Annotated in this window: 17 protein-coding genes, 1 tRNA gene and 2 pseudogenes; 11 read left to right on the top strand and 9 right to left on the bottom strand. The window is 53.5% G+C overall.

What is annotated here, in order from left to right; genetic code table 11:
- Positions 1–152 precede the first annotated feature (152 nt).
- Entirely contained in the window at positions 153–773 is a 621-nt protein-coding gene (locus ITX55_RS11975; RefSeq protein ID WP_033644594.1) for a TIGR04211 family SH3 domain-containing protein, read from the top strand.
- Positions 774–895: 122 nt separating this feature from the next.
- A pseudogene (locus ITX55_RS11970) lies at positions 896–2139 on the top strand (multifunctional CCA addition/repair protein).
- A 40-nt stretch (positions 2140–2179) separates the two neighbouring features.
- On the opposite strand, the gene bacA reads toward ITX55_RS11970, so the two are convergent.
- Positions 2180–3004 carry an undecaprenyl-diphosphate phosphatase gene (gene bacA / locus ITX55_RS11965; RefSeq protein WP_033644592.1) on the bottom strand — a complete coding sequence of 275 codons (825 nt, stop codon included), beginning with the start codon at positions 3002–3004 and terminating at the stop codon, positions 2180–2182.
- 132 nt (positions 3005–3136) lie between these two features.
- Positions 3137–3495 (bottom strand): annotated as a pseudogene (gene folB, locus ITX55_RS11960) (bifunctional dihydroneopterin aldolase/7,8-dihydroneopterin epimerase).
- Positions 3496–3602: 107 nt separating this feature from the next.
- Between folB and plsY the strand changes: the two are divergent.
- Positions 3603–4247, top strand: a complete 645-nt coding sequence (gene plsY, locus ITX55_RS11955) for a glycerol-3-phosphate 1-O-acyltransferase PlsY (RefSeq protein ID WP_033644590.1) — start codon at positions 3603–3605, stop codon at positions 4245–4247.
- Between the two features lie 30 nt (positions 4248–4277).
- Here plsY and tsaD read toward each other — a convergent pair whose 3' ends face one another.
- Positions 4278–5291 (bottom strand): tRNA (adenosine(37)-N6)-threonylcarbamoyltransferase complex transferase subunit TsaD, encoded by a 1014-nt coding sequence (tsaD, locus tag ITX55_RS11950; RefSeq protein WP_004937199.1) that lies wholly within the window; start codon positions 5289–5291, stop codon positions 4278–4280.
- 325 nt (positions 5292–5616) lie between these two features.
- Here tsaD and rpsU point away from each other — a divergent pair, with 325 nt between their 5' ends.
- The 3 genes from rpsU to rpoD all read left to right on the top strand — a co-directional run bounded on the left by rpsU (position 5617) and on the right by rpoD (position 9716).
- On the top strand, positions 5617–5832 hold the full coding sequence (gene rpsU / locus ITX55_RS11945) for a 30S ribosomal protein S21 (protein ID WP_001144069.1): 216 nt from the start codon (positions 5617–5619) through the stop codon (positions 5830–5832).
- 136 nt (positions 5833–5968) lie between these two features.
- Positions 5969–7717 (top strand): DNA primase, encoded by a 1749-nt coding sequence (dnaG, locus tag ITX55_RS11940; RefSeq protein ID WP_025304325.1) that lies wholly within the window; start codon positions 5969–5971, stop codon positions 7715–7717.
- Between the two features lie 157 nt (positions 7718–7874).
- Positions 7875–9716, top strand: a complete 1842-nt coding sequence (gene rpoD / locus ITX55_RS11935; protein WP_025304326.1) for an RNA polymerase sigma factor RpoD — start codon at positions 7875–7877, stop codon at positions 9714–9716.
- Between the two features lie 55 nt (positions 9717–9771).
- Here rpoD and ITX55_RS11930 read toward each other — a convergent pair whose 3' ends face one another.
- Positions 9772–10224: an ester cyclase gene (locus tag ITX55_RS11930; protein ID WP_033651285.1), complete on the bottom strand. Its 453-nt coding sequence runs from the start codon at positions 10222–10224 to the stop codon at positions 9772–9774.
- A gap of 16 nt (positions 10225–10240) precedes the next feature.
- Positions 10241–10729, bottom strand: coding sequence for a G/U mismatch-specific DNA glycosylase (gene mug / locus ITX55_RS11925; protein WP_033644588.1), 489 nt, complete (start codon positions 10727–10729; stop codon positions 10241–10243).
- Positions 10730–10875: 146 nt separating this feature from the next.
- Here mug and ITX55_RS11920 point away from each other — a divergent pair.
- The 5 genes from ITX55_RS11920 (at position 10876) to ITX55_RS24210 (ending at position 13138) form a co-directional block, all read left to right on the top strand.
- Positions 10876–10951, top strand: a tRNA-Ile gene (locus ITX55_RS11920).
- Between the two features lie 141 nt (positions 10952–11092).
- Positions 11093–11914 carry a hypothetical protein gene (locus tag ITX55_RS11915; RefSeq protein ID WP_197756136.1) on the top strand — a complete coding sequence of 274 codons (822 nt, stop codon included), beginning with the start codon at positions 11093–11095 and terminating at the stop codon, positions 11912–11914.
- The gene (locus tag ITX55_RS11910) at positions 11907–12131 is read left to right on the top strand and encodes an AlpA family transcriptional regulator (protein ID WP_197756135.1); all 225 of its coding nucleotides are present in this window, start codon (positions 11907–11909) and stop codon (positions 12129–12131) included. The genes ITX55_RS11915 and ITX55_RS11910 overlap by 8 nt, the downstream gene beginning before the upstream one ends.
- A gap of 359 nt (positions 12132–12490) precedes the next feature.
- On the top strand, positions 12491–12787 hold the full coding sequence (locus ITX55_RS11905) for a hypothetical protein (RefSeq protein WP_197756134.1): 297 nt from the start codon (positions 12491–12493) through the stop codon (positions 12785–12787).
- 9 nt (positions 12788–12796) lie between these two features.
- Positions 12797–13138: an inovirus-type Gp2 protein gene (locus ITX55_RS24210; protein WP_197756133.1), complete on the top strand. Its 342-nt coding sequence runs from the start codon at positions 12797–12799 to the stop codon at positions 13136–13138.
- Between the two features lie 455 nt (positions 13139–13593).
- Here the strand turns inward: ITX55_RS24210 and ITX55_RS11895 are convergent, their stop codons facing one another.
- Genes ITX55_RS11895 through ITX55_RS11880 form a run of 4 tightly spaced genes read right to left on the bottom strand, consistent with a single transcriptional unit; the run spans position 13594 to position 17513 of the window.
- On the bottom strand, positions 13594–13845 hold the full coding sequence (locus tag ITX55_RS11895) for a hypothetical protein (RefSeq protein WP_223085083.1): 252 nt from the start codon (positions 13843–13845) through the stop codon (positions 13594–13596).
- The gene (locus tag ITX55_RS11890; RefSeq protein ID WP_223085080.1) at positions 13839–15140 is read right to left on the bottom strand and encodes an Hsp70 family protein; all 1302 of its coding nucleotides are present in this window, start codon (positions 15138–15140) and stop codon (positions 13839–13841) included. Before ITX55_RS11890 ends, ITX55_RS11895 begins: the two co-directional genes overlap by 7 nt.
- On the bottom strand, positions 15125–16432 hold the full coding sequence (locus ITX55_RS11885) for a hypothetical protein (RefSeq protein ID WP_197756131.1): 1308 nt from the start codon (positions 16430–16432) through the stop codon (positions 15125–15127). Before ITX55_RS11885 ends, ITX55_RS11890 begins: the two co-directional genes overlap by 16 nt.
- Positions 16425–17513, bottom strand: coding sequence for a hypothetical protein (locus ITX55_RS11880; RefSeq protein WP_197756130.1), 1089 nt, complete (start codon positions 17511–17513; stop codon positions 16425–16427). Before ITX55_RS11880 ends, ITX55_RS11885 begins: the two co-directional genes overlap by 8 nt.
- Positions 17514–17620: the final 107 nt, after the last annotated feature.

Raw genomic sequence — 17620 nt, 5'->3', positions numbered from 1 at the left:
CTAACTGTAGAAAAAACCTGTTACGTTATAAAACGCCGCGCAACTCACAGAATCAGCCACAGTAAGATAGTTCTCATTCCGGTTTTGGCGTTGCGTCGTCAGACTGAACGCTCTACTATCGTTCCATAAATTCACCAAGAAACGATGAACTAATGCAGAAATTACGCCTGATTTGCCTTGCCGCGCTGAGCTTCAGCATCACTTGGGGCGCACATGCCGAAGATAAACGCTATATCTCCGATGAGTTAAGCACTTACGTCCATAGCGGCCCAGGTAATCAGTACCGTATTGTCGGCACTCTGAACGCCGGTGAAGAAGTCACCCTGCTGAGCGTCAACGACAGCACCAACTACGGCCAGATCCGCGATCCGAAAGGCCGCACCACCTGGATCCCACTCGATCAGCTCAGCCAGACGCCGAGCCTGCGCACCCGCGTGCCCGAGCTGGAACAGCAGGTGAAAACCCTGACCGACAAGCTGGCCAACATCGATAACACCTGGAACCAGCGCACGGCGGAAATGCAGGAAAAAGTCGCGGGCAGCGACAGCACCATCAGCAGCCTGCAGAAGGAAAACCAGGATCTGAAAAACCAGCTGGTGGTCGCGCAGAAGAAGGTTAACGCCGTTAACCTGCAGCTCGACGACAAACAGCGCACCATTATTCTGCAGTGGTTCATGTACGGCGGCGGCGTCGCCGGCGTCGGCTTGCTGCTGGGCCTGCTGTTGCCGCACCTGATCCCGCGCCGCAAGAACAACAATCGCTGGATGAACTGATCTCAGTATCGTTCAGTTTGAGTATGGGCGCCTGCGGGCGCCCTTTTCATTGGCGCCGACATCCCGCGGCCAATTCATGTAATCTGATAGACAGAGCCTTACACGATATTCAGGAGTCAACAGTGCAGATTTATCTGGTCGGCGGCGCCGTTCGCGACAGCCTGCTCGACATTCCGGTGGTCGATCATGATTGGGTGGTGGTGGGCGCCACGCCGGCCGAGCTGCTGGCATTGGGCTACCAGCAGGTCGGCAAAGACTTTCCGGTATTCCTCAATCCCGACACCCACGAGGAGTACGCGCTGGCGCGCACCGAGCGCAAATCCGGCCAGGGATACACCGGTTTTACCTGCTATGCCGCGCCGGACGTCACGCTGGAGGAGGATCTGCTGCGGCGCGATCTGACCATCAACGCCATCGCCCGTTCCGCCGAGGGGGAGCTGATTGATCCTTACGGCGGCGTGGCCGATCTGCAGGCGCGCGTGCTGCGCCACGTTTCCGACGCCTTCGGCGAAGATCCGCTGCGCGTACTGCGCGTGGCGCGCTTCACCGCCCGCTTCGCCCACCTGGGTTTTCGCATCGCCGACGAAACGCTCGCCCTAATGCGCCGGATGGCGCACAGCGGTGAACTGGCCGCGCTGACCGCCGAACGCGTCTGGAAAGAAACGGAAAAGGCGCTGCAAAGCCAGAGCCCGCAGGTCTATTTTCAGGTGCTGCGCGACTGCGATGCGCTGGCGGTGCTGTTCCCGGAAATCGACGCGCTGTTCGGCGTGCCGGCTCCCGCCAAGTGGCACCCGGAAATCGACACCGGCGTGCACACGCTGATGGCGTTGGCGATCGCCGCCCGCCTCACGCCGGAGGTGGACGTGCGCTTCGCCACCCTGTGCCATGACCTCGGCAAGGGATTGACGCCAAAAGCGTTCTGGCCGCATCACCATGGCCACGGCCCGGCCGGCGTGCGGCTGGTTGAGGCGCTGTGCCAGCGGCTGCGGGTGCCCAACCCGGTGCGCGATCTGAGCAAGCTGGTGGCCGAGTACCATGATCTGATCCACACCGTGAACAAGCTGCGGCCGGAGACCCTATTGAAGCTGTTCGACGCCATCGACGTCTGGCGCAAGCCGCACCGGCTGGAGCAAATGATCCTGACCAGCGAGGCGGACGCGCGCGCCGTACCGGCTTTGAGGAGAATCCCTATCCACAGGGCGACTATCTGCGCCAGGCGTATCAGGTGGCGAACGCGGTATCTATTAAAGAGGTGGTGGCCAGCGGGCTGCAGGGCACCGCGATCCGCGACGAGCTCAAACGCCGCCGCCAGCAGGCGCTGGCCGAGTGGAAGCTCACCCAAACTATCATCAACGATCAGGCATAAAAAAACCCCGCGGAGCGGGGTTTTTTCTTGGCGTGAAGGCTTACAGGAACACCATGTAAACCACGGCCGCCACGATAAAGCGATAGATAGCGAACGGCACGAACGAGATGCGTTTGATCAGCGACAGGAAGGTCTTGATCGCAACCAGCGCCACCACGAAGGCGGTGACGAAACCGACGGCGAACATCGGCAGGTCGCCCCAGGTCAGGAAGTGCAGGCTCTTATACAGATCCAGGCCGCTGGCGCCAATCATCATCGGCACAGCCAGAATGAAGGAGAACTCGGACGCCGCATAGCGGTTCACGCCCACCAGCATGCCGCCGGCGATAGTGGAACCCGAACGGGAGAAGCCCGGCCACAGCGCCAGACACTGGAAGCAGCCGATCATGAACGCCTGACGGTAAGTGATGTCATCCAACCCTTCCGCGCTAGGCTTCTTCGGCTTCAGCCATTCCGCCGCCAGCAGCAGCAGGCCGCCGACCACCAACGCGTACATCACGTTTTTCGGCGCAAACAGCGACTTGATGAAATCATGGAAGGCCAGCCCCAGCACCACCGCCGGGATCATCGCCAGCAGGATGTGCCCCAGCTTCAGCTGGCCGCTGGTTTTGCCTTCGTGCTCCACCGGCTTGCCGCCGAAATGGATGCCGATCAGACCGAACAACCGGCGCCAGAACATCACGACGACGGCCAGGATCGACCCCAGCTGGATAATGACTTCAAAGGTTTTGGCTTTGTCGCCGGTAAAGCCCAGCCACTCGCCGACGATGATCATATGCCCGGTGGAAGAAACCGGCAAAAATTCGGTTAATCCCTCGACAACCCCAAGAACAAACGCAATAAACAGTGAATGCATGTCTGCCATGTGCTTCGCTCACCCCATAAAATAACGGCTATCACATAAAAAAGCGGCAATGCTTAAAGACAATGCCGCTAAAACAATTCTCAGGATTAAGACCAGGTTAACGGTCTTTCGTTGCAAGCAGATGACATAAAATCATGCGGGACGGGTGCCGCGCTCAATGATCACGCCGACCCGATTGGCATGTGCTACAGCGCCCGGTTTGCTGACCTTAATACGGACCCAGGGGGAATTGAAGCGCTGGAGCAAAATTTCAGATATTTCCTCCGCCACGCGCTCCACCAGCGCGAACCGGTTCGACTCCACGTGTTGGATCACGGCATCGCTGACGTCGGCATAGCTCAGACAGTCATTTACGTCGTCGCTGGCGGCGCCGGCCGGTTATCCCAGCCCATTTCGATATCGAACACCAGCTTCTGACGAATGCCCTGTTCCCACTCATAAACGCCAATGGTGGTAATTACGGTAAGCTCTTCAATAAATACGATATCCATCACGTCATTCTCTGTTTTTGGCCTTGCCGGATACCACTTCCAGCGGAATGTGCGTATTATCCATAGATGTTGCGAGTAAAACGACCATTATTAAACGGAACCGCGTTATGAGTGCTACCGCGCTTGGCATGATTATCTTCGCGTATCTGTGCGGCTCGATTTCGAGCGCGATCCTGGTTTGCCGGATCGCCAGGCTGCCGGACCCGCGTGAACATGGCTCAGGAAACCCCGGGGCGACCAACGTCCTGCGCATCGGCGGCCGGCTGGCGGCGGCGGCGGTGCTGGTGTTCGATATTCTGAAAGGGATGTTGCCGGTCTGGCTGGCCTACAAACTCAATGTGCCGCCGCTGTATCTGGGCCTGACGGCGATCGCCGCCTGTCTTGGGCACATCTATCCGGTGTTCTTCCACTTCCGCGGCGGTAAAGGCGTGGCGACGGCGTTTGGCGCCATCGCGCCTATCGGCTGGGATCTGACCGGCCTGATGACCGGCACCTGGCTGCTGACGGTGTTGCTCAGCGGCTACTCTTCGCTCGGCGCCATCGTCAGCGCGCTGATCGCCCCGTTCTACGTCTGGTGGTTCAAACCGCAGTTCACCTTCCCGGTGGCGATGCTCTCCTGCCTGATCCTGATGCGGCATCACGACAATATTCAGCGCCTGTGGCGCGGCCAGGAAGGCAAGATTTGGGGCAAGTTCCGCAAGAAGAAAAACGACGCGGATGAGGATAACGGCGACCAGCCGAAAGACGAATAACGTAAGGGCCGGATAATCCGGCCCTTTGTTTTATACCGCAGGCAGTTCCGCCAGCGGCCAGCGCGGCCGCACCGACACGCTCAGCTCCGGGTTGGCGCCGCTCTTCAGCCGCACCATGCCGGCATAGGCGATCATCGCGCCGTTGTCGGTGCAAAATTCCGGGCGGGCATAGAACACTTCCCCGCCGCGTTTCTGCATCATCTCCGCCAGTTTGGCGCGCAGCGTACGGTTAGCGCTCACGCCGCCGGCCATCACCAGGCGTTTGAAGCCGGTTTGCTCCAGCGCGCGTTTGCATTTGATCGCCAGCGTATCCACCACCGCATCCTCGAAGGCGCGGGCGATGTCGGCACGCGTCTGATCGTCGTTGCCGTTGGAGCGGATGGTGTTGGCGGCGAAGGTTTTCAGGCCGGAGAAGCTGAAGTCCAGCCCCGGACGATCGGTCATCGGCCGCGGGAAGGTGAAACGCCCCGCCGTGCCCTGCTGCGCCATCTTCGACAGCATCGGCCCGCCGGGATAATCCAGGCCGAGCAGCTTGGCGGTTTTGTCGAACGCTTCGCCGGCGGCATCGTCGATCGACTCGCCCAGCAGTTCATATTCACCGATGCCGGTGACGCTGATCAGCTGAGTGTGGCCGCCGGAGACCAGCAGCGCGACGAACGGGAACGCCGGCGGGTTATCTTCCAGCATCGGCGCCAGCAGGTGGCCTTCCATGTGGTGCACCGGTACCGCCGGCACGTTCCAGGCGAACGCCAGCGCACGCCCGACGGTAGCGCCGACCAACAGCGCGCCTACCAGGCCCGGCCCGGCGGTATAAGCCACGCCGTCGATATCGGCCGGGGTCAGGTTGGCCTCTTTCAGCGCCGCCTGAATCAGCGGCACGGTTTTGCGCACGTGATCGCGGGAGGCCAGTTCCGGCACCACGCCGCCATAGTCGGCGTGCAGCTTCACCTGGCTGTATAATTGGTTGGCCAACAAACCGGTTTGATCGTCATACACTGCAATTCCGGTTTCATCGCAGGACGTTTCTATACCCAGTACTCGCATTACATTTCCCATCATTCACGTGCGGCCGCCAGTCTACCACATTCCGCCGCATTTACCGCCGATGCGGCGCATCTTGTCACCGGCTTGCGCCTATGTCGATGATTCATCCAGAAAATGCCCGAGCGATTAAACACGAGCATTTTTTTCTGATTAGTCTATAATCAGCGCCCGGTGCAAAATTGCGCACGTTGCGGCAGAGCGACGCGGGTTTCAATTTGCGGTGATGCTTTACAAAGCAGCATCCATTGGAGTAAAATTCCGCACCATTTTGAAAAGGCTGGCGCTTGGCCAGCAGCAAACCGAATTTTATTGAGGTGAGAGGCACATGCCGGTAATTAAAGTACGTGAAAACGAGCCATTTGACGTTGCTCTGCGTCGTTTCAAACGCTCTTGCGAAAAAGCGGGTGTTTTAGCTGAAGTTCGTCGTCGTGAGTTTTATGAAAAACCAACTACCGAACGTAAACGCGCTAAAGCTTCTGCTGTGAAACGTCACGCGAAGAAACTGGCTCGCGAAAACGCACGCCGCACTCGTCTGTATTAATTCTTCGGGGGCAACCCCACCGCGTGAATTTCTGATTTTCAAAATCGCGCAGACCGAGTAGTTGCATACGAAGGCCGTGCTTTCCGAAAGGAATGCGCGGCTTGTTCTCGTTTATAGGCTAATGAAGTAAGGGCTTATGGCTGGACGAATTCCGCGCGTATTTATCAATGACTTGCTGGCTCGCACCGACATCGTCGATTTGATCGACGCCCGCGTGAAGCTCAAGAAGCAAGGCAAGAACTACCACGCGTGCTGTCCGTTCCACCACGAAAAGACGCCTTCATTTACCGTTAATGGCGAAAAGCAGTTTTATCACTGTTTTGGGTGTGGTGCGCACGGCAACGCCGTCGACTTTTTGATGAATTACGACCGACTCGAGTTTGTCGAAACCATCGAAGAGCTGGCGACCATGCACGGGTTGGAAGTGCCTTACGAAGCGGGCACCGGGCCGACCCAGATCGAACGCCATCAGCGCCAGAGCCTATACCAACTGATGGAACAGCTCAGCGCGTTCTATCAACAGTCACTGCAGCAGTCCTCCGGGGCACCGGCGCGCAGCTATTTGCAGCAGCGCGGATTAAGTGACGACGTTATTCGCCATTTCGCCATCGGCTTCGCGCCGGCGGGATGGGACAACGCCCTGAAGCGTTTCGGCCGCGACGCCGACTCGCGCCGCGCATTGAACGATGCCGGCATGCTGGTGACTAACGATCAGGGGCGTTCGTACGACCGTTTCCGCGAACGGGTGATGTTCCCCATCCGCGACAAGCGCGGGCGCGTCATCGCCTTCGGCGGCCGCGTGCTGGGCGACGGCATGCCCAAGTACCTGAACTCGCCGGAAACCGAAGTTTTCCATAAGGGCCGCCAGCTGTATGGCCTGTATGAAGCACAGCAGAATCACCCTACCCTGCAGCGGCTGCTGGTGGTGGAAGGGTATATGGACGTGGTGGCGTTGGCGCAATTCGGCATCGATTATGCCGTCGCCTCGCTCGGAACCTCGACGACGGCTGAACACATTCAGCTGCTGTTCCGCGCCACCGACAACGTCGTCTGCTGTTACGACGGCGACCGCGCCGGCCGCGAAGCGGCCTGGCGGGCGCTGGAAACCGCGCTGCCGTACCTGAACGACGGGCGCCAACTGCGGTTCATGTTTTTGCCCGATGGCGAAGACCCGGACACCCTGGTGCGCAAGGAAGGCAAAGAAGCCTTCGAACAGCGAATGGAGCAGGCGCAGCCGCTGTCCACTTTCCTGTTCGAAAGCCTGCTGCCGCAGGTGGATTTGAGCAGCCCGGACGGGCGCGCCAAGCTGAGCACGCTGGCGCTGCCGCTGATTACTCAGGTGCCGGGCGAAACGTTGCGCTTGTACCTGCGTCAGGAGCTCGGCAACAAGCTGGGGCTGCTGGACGACAGCCAGCTCGACAAGCTGATGCCCAAGCAGGCTGAAAATGCGAATCCTTATCAGGCGCCCCAGCTAAAACGCACAACCATGCGTATACTGATAGGGTTACTGGTGCAAAATCCGCAGTTGGCTACACTTATCCCTTCGCTGGAAGGGTTGGAGCAGACCAAACAGGCGGGATTGCCGCTGTTCGTCGAACTGGTGCAGACCTGTTTGGCGCAGCCGGGCCTGACAACCGGGCAATTGCTGGAGCTGTATCGCGACAACAAATTCAGCCAGCAGCTTGAAACCTTGGCGACCTGGAACCATATGATCGTTGAGGACATGGTCGAACAGACCTTTTTGGATACGTTGGCCAGCCTGTACGACTCGGTGCTCGAGCAACGGCTGGAAACGCTGATCGCGCAGGCCAGAACGCGCGGCCTGAGCCCGGAGGAACGTGAAGAAGTCCGTTCCCTCAACCAGGTTTTAGCGAAGAAAAACTGAATACCAAACGGCTTAAGTGCCGATAATTGCGAGGGCAGAGCCCTGCACAGTGCCGCCATAGTGGGCCGCGGCGATAACGAAAACGCCCCAAATGCTATTGTTGGCGGTTTCGCCGACCGACACCAACCTAAATACTCTGAAGTGTGGATACCGTCTTATGGAGCAAAACCCGCAGTCACAGCTGAAGCTACTTGTCACCCGTGGTAAGGAGCAAGGCTATCTGACCTATGCTGAGGTCAATGACCATCTGCCGGAAGATATCGTCGACTCCGATCAGATCGAAGACATCATCCAGATGATTAACGACATGGGCATCCAGGTGATGGAAGAAGCACCGGACGCCGATGACCTGCTGCTCGCCGAAAACTCGAACAGCACGGACGAAGATGCGGAAGAAGCCGCCGCACAGGTTCTGTCCAGCGTGGAATCCGAAATCGGCCGCACCACCGACCCGGTGCGCATGTACATGCGCGAAATGGGTACCGTCGAACTGCTGACGCGCGAAGGCGAAATCGACATCGCCAAGCGCATCGAAGACGGCATCAACCAGGTGCAGTGCTCGGTTGCCGAATACCCGGAAGCCATCACCTACCTGCTTGAGCAGTACGATCGCGTCGAAGCGGGCGAAGCGCGCCTGTCCGATCTGATCACCGGCTTCGTCGATCCTAACGCGGAAGAGGACATCGCCCCAACCGCGACCCACATCGGTTCCGAACTGTCGAGCGAAGAGCAAGACGACGACGAAGAAGATGAGGATGCCGAAGACGACGACACCGAAGACGACAACAGCATCGATCCTGAGCTGGCGCGTCAGAAGTTCGCCGAACTGCGCGATCAGTATGAAGCGACGCGTCTGGTGATCAAAAAGAACGGCCGCAGCCACGCCAGCGCCGCGGACGAGATCCTGAAGCTGTCTGAAGTGTTCAAGCAGTTCCGCCTGGTGCCGAAACAGTTCGACTTCCTGGTCAACAGCATGCGCACCATGATGGACCGCGTTCGCACCCAAGAACGCATCATCATGAAGCTGTGCGTTGAACAGTGCAAAATGCCGAAGAAAAACTTCGTCACCCTGTTCGCCGGCAACGAAACCAGCGATTCCTGGTTCGAAGCCGCACTGGCGATGGCCAAGCCATGGTCGGAAAAGCTGAAAGACGTGGCTGAAGACGTGCAGCGCAGCCTGCAGAAACTGCGTCAGATCGAAGAAGAAACCGGCCTGACCATCGAGCAGGTCAAAGACATCAACCGTCGCATGTCGATCGGTGAAGCGAAAGCCCGCCGCGCGAAGAAAGAGATGGTTGAGGCCAACCTGCGTCTGGTTATTTCCATCGCCAAGAAATACACCAACCGCGGCCTGCAGTTCCTGGATCTGATCCAGGAAGGCAACATCGGCCTGATGAAAGCGGTAGACAAGTTCGAATACCGCCGCGGCTACAAGTTCTCGACGTACGCCACCTGGTGGATCCGTCAGGCTATCACCCGCTCCATCGCCGACCAGGCGCGCACCATCCGTATCCCGGTGCATATGATTGAGACCATCAACAAGCTCAACCGTATTTCGCGCCAGATGCTGCAAGAGATGGGCCGCGAGCCGACGCCGGAAGAGCTGGCCGAGCGCATGCTGATGCCGGAAGACAAGATCCGCAAGGTGCTGAAGATCGCCAAAGAGCCAATCTCGATGGAAACGCCGATCGGCGACGACGAAGATTCGCATCTGGGCGACTTCATCGAGGATACCACCCTCGAGCTGCCGCTGGATTCCGCGACTTCGGAAAGCCTGCGTTCCGCCACCCACGACGTGCTGGCCGGCCTGACCGCGCGCGAAGCGAAAGTGCTGCGCATGCGTTTCGGCATCGACATGAACACCGACCACACGCTGGAAGAGGTTGGCAAGCAGTTTGACGTTACCCGTGAGCGTATTCGTCAGATCGAAGCCAAGGCGCTGCGCAAGCTGCGTCACCCAAGCCGCTCCGAAGTGCTGCGCAGCTTCCTGGACGACTAAGTCCGGCGGTTGCACTCAAAACAAAAACCCCGGCCTGCCGGGGTTTTTTTATGCCTCAGAACATGCTGTTGCCGCTGGCGGTCTTCTCCGGCACCGGCTGCGTCACGTCCCAGTGCTCGACGATTTTTCCGGCGCTGTCGAGACGGAAGATATCGATGATCGCCGCTGTCTTGCCGGCCTCGCGCCCGCTGACTTCCACATGCAGAATCACGTAGTCGCCGTCGACGAACGCCTGTTTTACCTCACTGTGCGAGTTGGGGTAACGCGTTTTCAGCAGCTCGACAAATTGACGAAAACCCGCCACGCCGTCTTTGGCGTTGGGGTTATGCTGCTTGTACTGTTCCCCCAAAAACGGCCGCGCCGCCGCAAAATCCTTGTTGTTCAGCCCCTGCCGATAAAACTCCAGCACGTTCTGCTTGTTGCGCGCTTCCTGTGGTGAATGCCCCGCCTGTGCAGCGCCGGTCACCAATAACAGCGCCATCACACAGCCTTTCATTATCGATGTCATCGCATACTCCCTTATGTCATTGCAGCGCCAGGAACAGCTCGCGATAGCTGGCGGTAAGCTGCTCCAACGTGGCGCGGTTCAAGCCGCTGGGGTTGGGCAATACCCACACCTCGGTTTGCCCCAGCATCATCGCCTGCTTTCCCCAGGGCGCGTTTTTCACCCCGAAGGCGGTGGTGAACGCCTGCTTGCCTAAAATCGCCAGCGCGCGCGGCTGGTAGCGCAGGATCTTCTCTTGCAGCGCCTCACCGCCGCTGCGCAACTCGTCGCGCGACAGCTCGCTGGCCGCCACCGTCGGGCGCGCCACCAGCGCGGTAATGCCGCAGCCGTTATCCTTCAGCTGCTGCCACTGCTCCGGCGCCAACTGGCTCTCGGTAAAGCCGGCCTGATGGATCACCTTCCAGAAACGGTTGCTGCCGTTGGCGAAAGGGTAGCCCTGATGGGCGGAAGAAAGGCCGGGGTTGATGCCGCAAAACACCACCCGCAGGCCAGGTGCCAGAAGTTCCATGAGTATCGTGAGTCCATTGCAGGGATTTACTGCGGTTATCGCAAAATCCGCCAGCAATTACAACAGGCTAGAACTGTGCAGAAAAGCAACATACGGGCGGGTAACAGTAGACCGCCGCTTAAGGATTCCCTATAATCTCGCGGCTTGGCCCCTTAGCTCAGTGGTTAGAGCAGGCGACTCATAATCGCTTGGTCGTTGGTTCAAACCCAACAGGGGCCACCAGATATATCAAGGACTTAGATGAGAAATTATCTAAGTCCTTTTTCTTTGCATCAAATTTGGGTCAGGTAATGGGTCAGGTAATGGGTCAGGTAACGTTTTGGCTTCGAACCTGAAATGCCAACTTCCAGACTAAAGGTTTACATGAACACTTTTGCTTCGGACATCCATGCTCTGCTGCAACGACTCGTCAGTGAAGAAACCCCAAACCTGAGTAAGTACGATAAGGATTTGCTATCACATCTTGAGGTGGCGCTATATAACTTGCTGGAGGCTGAAAATGGATTGGAGCCAGTTTACAAGGTCCGTTTCGAAGACAGCGGCCATTTGTTAAAGCAACAAATTGCAGGAATGGGTCCGGGCTCAGTTACTGATTTAAAGGCCGATTTTCAGGTACTGGCTCCTCGCTTTATTTTAAACCATTTGAACATCTTACGACTCGATAACGTAAAGCGTTACCTTTCTGACCGATTCAACAAAATCGCGCTTGTAGAGTCAGGCCATGTTGTAAACAGCATGAGAAAAGATGAAAACCAGCGAGAAACTAAAAAACGGAAAAATGGTGGTCAAAAGAGCCATGAACGCATGGAGACAGTCAAGAATCATATTCATAATCTTGCAATGGCCTTTTTGGAAGCTCACTCTCCCAGACCTTCAGATGCTTCATTTACGTTGAAAGAAGTAAATGCTGCCATACATGAAGATGTCATCAATTTCTTTAAAGAAAATCCTGAGTTACCCCAGAGCAAAAAAATCCTCTTAAATCCCGATAACTCGCCTAAAGACGGACCTGACGCCACGCGTGCTATTGAAGATAAACTACGTTTGCTTAAAAAGAAGGTCGGCTTAGACCATTTTTTGAGCCGTCAACACCGAACCAGTAAGTGGTTCGGTATACGTCCCCTGTCGTACGAACCAGAATGCCTCCTACCCATTAAAACCAAGAGAGGCATTATCAATGTTTGAAGTTTCACCAGAACAACGCCTTAGCATTCTCAAAACCTATGGTCTGACTGTCGACAGATTGGTACGTGAAGATGAGCGCAAATCGATTACCAGCATCTCTCGTTCTCGTACGTGGGAGCTAGAAAATCAGGGCAAATTTCCCCCGCGCAAAAAACTGGGTTCTCACAGTTGCGCATGGCTGCTTTCTGATTTGTTAATCTGGAGCCACCAGCGTTAGGGAGCCCGATATGGATATTTTCTCTCACAATAATATGGCACCGGTTTCTTTTCGCCGTTACCTCAACAAAGTTGAGGTGTGCCTTTTTCTTCGCATCAGCTTACCGACGCTTAACTGCTGGATACGTAATGGCGATTTCCCCCCCCACCCCATAAATTTGGTCAGTGCATTGTGGGCTGGCCGCCAGAAATAGTTAAACGCTAAAGGATATAACGAAAATCAGCAGACTCCCGGAGCCTGCGGGTTTTATTTATCACAAGCATGAACCTGAATGGCGTAATTTTTACAGACAATAAGCCATCAGAGCTACAGGCCTCATGGCCATATTGCCAAAACTAACTCAGGATTATTTATAATATATGTCCACCAGCACACCCATGAATCCGTTTCAGATATCAAGAAAAAAGCTTGGTGTCTTTATCTATCAAGGTTATGCCTTACCCGTGTATGAATGGTCTCAGCGTGCGGTATATCCTGAACCTAAAATCATGCGTGCGATGATGGACTGCCTTACTGAGATATTCAGCCAATCGACTAAAGTGCTGGTGCTACGTTTTGACTTGCATGTCAAAGAACACAGCGAGTCTAATCAAGTCATCAGCCAGTTCAGTCAGACACTGGCAAGCACACTGAAGAAACAATGTCCTGGTACCTAGTTTCATCTGATGTGGGTCCGTGAGCATGGTCGCAGCCCGAAACAGCATTATCACTGTGTGTTAATGGCTAACGGCCAGAAGATACAGCATCCGGCGAAACTCATCCCAATGATAGACGAGTGCTGGCAGACCTCCTCCGGGGGTAGTTTAAGCCTGCCATCTAACTGTTATTACTTTTGGAAACGTGGCGAAAGCCATTTACTCGGACTGATTATTTATAGACTGAGCTATCTGGCGAAAAACATCACTAAAAAACGTTTCAATACCAAAACCAGACGTTACGGCAATCGTTGTCTCTCTGCCAGCAGCCAACTGCCCACGCAAACTTTGAACGTACTGTCAGGCCGGTAAGATTAACGTTAAGGCACTTCAGAACTGTAATAACATGGTGCTCAGTGAATCGCTCTTAACATACGACTATCTCCTCAAGGGACATAATCAGAGTGAGGATAATCACTGAACCCTTGCCTGTTTTAGTTAACTGGTGGACATCAAGGTCTTGCAGCTAGCAATTATTTACTGGCTGCAGAACCCTTGAATAATAACAACGATAAAAGGCCATAGGTAGGCGAATCAGCTTTCTCAGCTATTCGAGCAACAATTTTTACCCCACCTTGCCCCACAATTACTGCATGGCTGATAACGAACAAATTCGGTTCTTTGTTGTTCAGTAAGAGTTTTCCTCAGAAACGGATGTTCGTCATTGTAAGCTTTCAAAAGTTCCCCTGGGACAAGCTCCCAGTCTTCTTTATCAGGCGTCACATTTGCTCTGATCATCAAGCCATAAGGAAGCTTTTTCTCGCCTTTTAACTTAAGCCGTTTTTTTTTGATTCCGGCTGAACTGTCATCGTTGCAAGACCGAATTCAAGATCATAAAACTCTGTCGAGCGCGGGATCTGCATATCCCCGCCAACACCAGAAACATGAACAATCAGATTTTCATCGATGCTAATTTCCAGCTCAATTCTCTCTTCCAGAGGGGGAAAATCCGGGTTAATCGGGATAACCAATTCACCATAGTTGGTGCGCGGATCTGCGGCAGCTGTTTTACCTACCATTTGTGGTCGTTTAAACGACGCAAGTGCATTCCCATCTCGAGGTCTGTGCAATACATGGATTGTGGATACCTGATCGAATTTCCACGGGTCGGTAGCAATGTCCCCTCAGGAATGATAGTCAGCATCGAATTGCGTGCTTCGAGTAGTTCAAAAGGCTTTGATAATGTCAGCTTCAACTCATCCGACGCGATCCAGGCTGCGCCCTCAGAAATAATACGGTCTCCCTTTTTTGAAATCTCAAGCGAAGCAATACCAAACAACTCACTCAACTGCCGTTTGATAAGGGGCATGTTAACCATGCCACCAGTAGCCAGACACAAAGCGATCGTCTGCCTATCAATATCGGCCTGATTATCAGCTAACAACGCATCGATTTCATTAATCCCTTGGCTAATTAATCGCTTAGAAATAGTCTCAAGCTCTTCTCGAGTTAACCAGTAATCAATTTCCGACTCTTCCCCTTCACCAAGGTAGTAGTCAGGCACAAAGATAGAAGTCTTGTCGTGGGTTGAAAGCGTGATTTTTGCACGCTCACAGGCCGCCTGTAATTTGGCTAGCATCCCAGGACTACGCTCTAGCTGGCTCTCTTCGTCCCAGTTGTGCTGCTCTGCATGCTTTTGCTCAACATACTTCTGAATAGCATCATCAAGATAGTCTCCTCCCACAGAGTTATTACCGCGGTTCAGAATTTGCAGGATATTGCCATTAACGACCTTGCATAACGTTAGATCAAGGGTACCGCCCCCCCAGTCAAATACCAATAACATCTTGCCTTCGAATCGTCTTAGAGCCCCTTTAGGGTCTTCCTGATCACGAAAATAGCCATAGAGGGCTGCAAGAGGCTCGTGTACAAAGCTCTCAACATAGACACCAGCGTTTAGCAATGCCTCACGAAGTACCTGCCGCTCGCGGCCTCCCATCGCGACAGGAATAGTTACCACTGCATTCTTCAAATCGGCACTTTCTTCGTCATCTTCATCTCGGGCGTGTTCAATAAGATATCGGATATACTCCGTCACCACTTCGCCAGGACTGAGTAAACGCCCATCAACATTGATATCAGAACAACCCAACAGCTTTTTAGGGCCACGAACGGTATTTCCTAAAACACCGATTCCATGTTGATCGAGTTTATCTTTTGCTTTTTTACCGCAGATGGTTTTATCGCTCTCATAGCGAACAACTGAGGGGTGAGGCCGTCCTAAGTCATCAAATGATTTAATTTTCCCTGCACGCGTCACCACTGAAATCAGACTGTTTGTTGTTCCAAAATCGATACCTATTTTCTGAACCATGATAATTCTCTCTCAATGCTTTCAAGGACCAACTCGACATAATGTGTCGCAATTTCCACCTTCGGCTTTTCTCTCTGCAATGCATTAAGAGATAATTTAAGTGGTTCCATAACATCTTCATTTAACAGGTTGAACGCGCGTGATTTTGTCTTACTGACGTCATCTTTTAGGTGTACGCGTAGAGCTTTATCATCAAGCACTTGCTCTTCCGACTGAGTTTTAACCTCATTAAGGCTAACTTTTAGCAGCTCAATTTCCTGCTGCAACGTACACACTTGCTGTGTCAGTTGCATCTTTTCTACGTCTATTTTATGCAGATTTATTCTGAGCTTTTCATTGATAGCCTCAGCACCTCGCTGTCTGTCACGAGCGCCGTTCAATAATGCTTCGTAATATCTAATCGTGTCTGCGATACCACTTCGCGACTCGCTTAGTTGAGAGGCGAGATAACCACAAACTTTCTTCTCATTGATTGTGCCATCGCCGCGTTCTACGATGCGATTTTCGAATGCCTGAATACCTATTTTTACATCACATTTGCCTGTTTCTACCGCCCATAAATAACAGATAGTCAGCAAATTTTCGCATTGCTGGCGAAGATGCTCCGGAGTTAGTGAGCGGAGCGAAGAAGATGAATCTGAGCCCTCTTTCTGCTTAAGCTGCTCCTTAATCGACGTAATTCTTGCTTCATAGCGTTCACTAAAGCTACGGGTTAAGTGCGCTAGAATCCCAGGATTACTCAAACTCAGAGGTTCAGCCTCCGACAGAAAAAGATTTGAGTACCCCAGGTGTTTGCCCACCCAATGCTCACTTAATGCCTTTACGGCAAAATCGAGGACTACCTTGCTAACCTCATGATTCGATTGAGTGAGAATTACTACTTGCGACAGTTTGTTGAACTCAGGATCTGTCACCCCGACAGATGCAACCAGTTTCTTGAGTACCTCGTTAGGTATTCTTCCGGGCTGCTGTATGCGCTTTAAATCCGACTGTAATGCCTGAGTTAGCGCACTTGCACGCACCTTGCCGCCCTTATTCGTCACAGGAATAAACAGCTGGTTTAAAATACTCTCTAGTGTTTTTATTTTTTCCGCATCATTCGCTTTGCTGCTGCTCGCAGCTACTTCTGACGACGCTTTGTCTGAAAAACGTTCTGCCTTGTCAAACTCGGCCTGGTATTCGGCAATCACTGATTCAGTTTCAGTGGCAGCTGGATTAACTTGGGGTTCCGCATGATCCTTGTTTCGTTTCAAGGATAAGGTCCCTGTCATTTTTTCTTTATTTTCAGACATCTGAAGCCTCTGATTCTGGAACTGTAACGTTAAAAACTTCACTATATTTCAATTTTATACCGTAGTTACGCTGAGCTTTAAGATTACCTTCTTCAGTCGCCTTGAGATAACGAAGGTAATTCAGTTTTTGGCGATCCTGATTAACCAGTTTAGAGGTGTTAATCTGGTCGATAGCCAGCTCGAGGCTTTCCAGTGTATAGCGCAAAAAATGGGCAACATAATCATTCAGAATGCGGCTGGTAATATGGTCTGTCGGTAATTTTAAAATGGCATTCTTGTCGCCAGCATTGGTCGAAATAGTATCCCCACGGAAGAGCATCAACGCGTCATCCAAACGAGAAATAGACGATCGCCCATGGAAATCCGAAAAATCATTAAATGAGAATTTAATGAGTTGAGACAGTGAATACGATAACGCCGTGGGATACTGCACAAGCAACTGATGTGAACGATTAAAACACTTTGCAAAGTCTTCAGTGGTTAATCGTTCAGCGCGCTGATCCTTCGCCATCACACCATGTAAATAACGAATAAGCCCATCTCTGTACCAGATAACTTCATCGCAGCCCTCTGTTTCACTTATAAAATGAGATATCGTATCGCCATCGAAATCATCCCGGCCAAACAGGCGCAAGAAACTCTGATCGACCAGTTCAAGCTGAGTCAGAGAGGCCACCAGCAAATCAATCTTAATGCGCTTAGGGCGTATCCCCCGGCGCGATAGCTTGATATCAAAAAAGCCTTTCTTCGCTGAACAGAGTTGTTTCAATAACTCGTCCGGGTGTCCGAGAACATCACCGTTCAGTTCAATTTCATCAACACAACTTAATACAATGTCTCCCGGACCCACCGCTCGAGTAAGCTTGAAGTTATCTCCCATGACCTCTCGTCCATCGATGGTAAGCATAGGATTCGCAACAGGATGAAGGCGTTCATGTTGGCTACGCTCTGCTATAGAAGAAAATTCCATTGGGCATTCACGACATTTAAATTTGGTCGTAGACCCTTTTTCTTGCGGTGAAAAACCTCGTTCAAGAAAGAGGTCAATGGCCGTCTCCTGAATCCAACCTACGGTAGGCATAGCTTGCTCCTGTAAATGAACGCAACTAACTCAAGAAGTCAGAAGGAACCAAGCAGGCGCATCACCCGTTCTCGGTGATTTCCTGCCCTATTGCTCCCAATCAGTGC

Source organism: Serratia sp. EWG9, from assembly GCF_019913725.1.
GTDB classification, from domain to species: domain Bacteria; phylum Pseudomonadota; class Gammaproteobacteria; order Enterobacterales; family Enterobacteriaceae; genus Serratia; species Serratia ureilytica.
The sequence above is the reverse complement of the archived record's forward strand: the minus strand, read 5'-3'. Positions and strand labels throughout refer to the sequence as shown.